Genomic DNA, 3,307 nt, shown 5'->3' on the forward strand with positions numbered 1-3,307 from the left:
CAGTGGATCGCGGCCATCACGCCCAGGGTCATCCAGGGATGGGTCCGCCAGGCGTGGAAAAGCGCGCGGTCGGTCAACTCGACCCGCTGTCCGCCGAAAGCCGTTGCGAGCACCAGCCCCTCGGCGTCGTGAACGTCGACCGCGATGCGCACCCGCTCGCCCGGCGGCACGATACGGAAGGCGTAGGCGAGGTCCATGTCCATGAACGGCGAGACGTAGAACCCCTTGTCGCAGCCCTGCTCGGGCCGGCCGTCGGCCTCGATCAGATAGCTGTGCCGCTCTCCGAAGGTGTTGGTCACCTGATGCAGGATCGCCGATAGCGTGCCGTCCGTCCGATGGCAGAAGTAGACGGTCAGCGGATTAAACACACCGCCCAGGATGCGCGGCATGGCCAGCATCCGCACCGGCCCGCCGTGGGCGATCCCGGCCTTCGCCAGATGGGCCTCGACCTGGCTCTTCAGGCTCACCCCCGATCCGTCGAGGTGATCGGCCTCGTGGAAGCCGGTCAGCGCGAAGCGGTTGTGGGCGAACAGCTTGAGCGTTCCGTCCAGGGCGTCGACCTCGTCGAGGTCCAGCAGCAGCATGAAGATGCGATAGCGCAGCCTGTGAACGCGCGGCTTCAACCGCGTGTGCGTCACCACGCCCGGATAGAGTCCGGACGCGAAGCCGGTCACGCCGCGAGGTCCTGGGGCTCGACCGCGCGCACGTGGATGCGGCCCGATTCATCGTCCACCTGCCAGGGCCGGCGCACGCCGCCGAGGGCCTCGGCTGCGGCCAGGCCCGATTGCAGGGCGTCTTCGTGGAAGCCGTGGCCGAAATACGAGCCGCAGAACCAGGTCCGCCGGGCGCCCTGCAGAGACCACAGCTCTTCCTGGGCGGAGATGGCGCCGGCGTCGAACAGCGGGTGCTCATAGACGTCGGTGCGGAGCACCGCTTCGGGCGCGATCTCGCGGGTCGGGTTCAGGGTGACGAACAAGTCGCCCGCGTCCTTGATCGACTGCAGCCGGTTCATCCAATAGGTGACGCAGCCCTCGTTGGGGGCGTCGCGGCGGCCGATGTGGTTCCAGCTCGTCCAGGCAGCCCGGCGCTTGGGCATCAGGGCCTTGTCGGTATGCAGGACCGTCAGGTTCCGGCTGTAGCGGAAGGCGCTCAGCAGCCGGCGCTCGTCCAGGCTCGCGTCGTCCAGCAGCGATAGGGCGGTATCGCCGTGGGTGGCGATCACCACCTGATCGAAGCGTTCCGCATGACCATGGGCGTCGCGGATCTCGACGCCCAGGGCGTCGCGGCGGATCGCGCTGACCCGCACGCCGGATCGGATCTCGCCGGCGAAGGCCGCCGTCAGGCGGCTGACATAGGACCTGCTGCCGCCGACCACCGTGCGCCACTTGCCGCGCCCAAACAGGCTCATCATCCCGTGATTTTGGAAGAAGCGGATCAGGGCCGCGGCCGGGTAGTCGGCGATCGCGCCCACCGGGGTCGACCAGATGGCCGCGGCCTGGGGGATCAGGTGGTCGTCACGGAAAGCCTGGCAGTAGCCCTTCTCCGTCAGATAGTCGTCCAGCGAGACCAGCGGCGCCTCAAGCCCCGCAAGGTCACGCGGGCCCTGGCGGTAGAACCGCGTCACGTCGCGAAGCATCGACCAGAAGCGCGCGGAGAACAGATTGCTGAACTGGGCGAAAAGGGCGCCCGAGGAATATTCGAAATCACCGTCGTCGAACGAGACGCTAAGCGCCATGTCGGCCGGGCGGCTGGCTACGCCCAGATGCTTCAGCAGGGCGGTGAAGTTCGGATAGTTTGGCTCGTTGTAGACGATGAAGCCGGTGTCGACGGGAACCGCGCCCTTGCGGCCCGGAGCGTCGGTGGTGTTGGCGTGGCCGCCGATGCGGCCGTCGCTTTCGAACAGGGTCACATTGTGGCGGGCGCTGAGCAGCCATGCCGCCGACAGCCCGGCGATGCCTCCGCCGACCACGGCGATTCGAAGCGGCGTCTCGGCTGGCGTCGTGGTCACGTGGCTTAGTTCCCTGATCCCGGAGCGCGGCGCTCCCCCCGTTGAACGTTACGGAGCGTGTTCGGCTGCGGATGCACCGCCGCATCCGAACCAGGGCTCCGCGCGTATGGTACGCTGACACCGCAAGCCGAGAGACATTAATGAGCCTGGTCGCCGCAACCATCCACGCCTTCGAGGGCGCGCCCCTGCCCGACATCGTCCGACGCGCGGCTGTCGATCTGCTGGTGTCGAACGCTCGGCGTCAACTGGCCGACACGCCCGGCGCGGCCGCGGCCTTCGCCCGCGAGATGGAGCAGCGCCCCATCGCCGAGCACGCGGGCGCCGCCAACGAACAACACTACGAACTCCCCGCCGCCTTTTTCCAGGCCGTGCTGGGCCCTCAGCTCAAATACTCCTCGGCCTTCTATCCCTGTCCCGAGTCCACCCTGGCCGAGGCCGAGGAAGCGGCCCTGTCGGAGACCGCCGTCCATGCGGATCTGCAGGACGGCCAGCAGATCCTGGAGCTCGGCTGCGGCTGGGGCTCGCTGTCGCTCTGGATGGCGCGGGCCTTGCCGAACGCGACGATCACCTCGGTCTCCAACTCGGCCAGCCAGGGCGAGTTCATCCGCGCCCGCGCCGCCGAACGCGGCCTCACCAACCTCACCGTCGTCACCGCCGACATGAACGACTTCTCCGCGCCCGCCGCCACGTTCGACCGGGTCGTCTCGGTGGAGATGTTCGAGCACATGGCCAACTGGCGCGCCCTGCTGACCCGCGCCAAGGCCTGGCTGAAGCCCGACGGGCGACGGTTCCGGCATGTCTTCACGCACAAGACGACGCCCTACCGCTTCGACGTGGACGACGAGGCCGACTGGATCGCGCAACACTTCTTCACCGGCGGTGTGATGCCCAGCCACGATCTGGCCGCCCAGTTTCCCGACTTGTTCGCCGTCGAGGCCGACTGGCGCTGGAGTGGCGAGCACTACGAGAAGACCGCCAACCACTGGCTGGAAAACTACGACGCCAATGCTCCGGCCATCCGCAAGGTGCTGGCTGAGGTCTATGGCGACCAGGCCGTGCTATGGCGCCGTCGCTGGCGGCTGTTCTTCCTGGCGACCGCGGGCCTGTTCGGCCATCGCGGCGGCGGTGAATGGGGCGTCAGCCACTATCGGATGAGGCCAAGCGTCTGATGCTCAAATTCGTCATCACATATCTCGCCACCGGCCTCGCCTTCGCGATCATCGACGCGGTTTGGCTGACCACCGTGGGACCTAAGCTCTATCGTCCCGCCCTGGACGAGGTGCTCGCCGATACCTTCCG

At 67.7% G+C, this 3,307-nt stretch carries 4 protein-coding genes; 2 read left to right on the forward strand and 2 right to left on the reverse strand.

Annotated features, from left to right (window positions below):
- Together RMO04_RS15950 and RMO04_RS15955 are read right to left on the reverse strand one after the other, a co-directional pair.
- Nucleotides 1-674: DUF1365 family protein (locus tag RMO04_RS15950; RefSeq protein ID WP_309645760.1), on the reverse strand; the 674-nt coding region annotated here is incomplete at its 3' end.
- On the reverse strand, nucleotides 671-2,008 hold the full coding sequence (locus RMO04_RS15955) for an FAD-dependent oxidoreductase (RefSeq protein ID WP_309645761.1): 1,338 nt from the start codon (nucleotides 2,006-2,008) through the stop codon (nucleotides 671-673). The genes RMO04_RS15950 and RMO04_RS15955, both read right to left, overlap by 4 nt.
- A gap of 140 nt (nucleotides 2,009-2,148) precedes the next feature.
- Here RMO04_RS15955 and RMO04_RS15960 point away from each other — a divergent pair, with 140 nt between their 5' ends.
- Nucleotides 2,149-3,177 carry a cyclopropane-fatty-acyl-phospholipid synthase family protein gene (locus RMO04_RS15960; RefSeq protein ID WP_309645762.1) on the forward strand — a complete coding sequence of 343 codons (1,029 nt, stop codon included), beginning with the start codon at nucleotides 2,149-2,151 and terminating at the stop codon, nucleotides 3,175-3,177.
- A partial coding sequence (locus RMO04_RS15965; protein ID WP_309645763.1) for a DUF2177 family protein occupies nucleotides 3,177-3,307 on the forward strand: 131 nt, incomplete at its 3' end. The genes RMO04_RS15960 and RMO04_RS15965, both read left to right, overlap by 1 nt.

It is taken from the genome of Phenylobacterium sp. (genome assembly GCF_031412415.1).
GTDB lineage: Bacteria > Pseudomonadota > Alphaproteobacteria > Caulobacterales > Caulobacteraceae > Phenylobacterium.

Bases quoted from the DNA above. Each gene is read 5' to 3' on its own strand.
- RMO04_RS15960 (WP_309645762.1), top strand. From the start codon at position 2,149: ATGAGCCTGGTCGCCGCAACCATCCACGCCTTCGAGGGCGCGCCCCTG.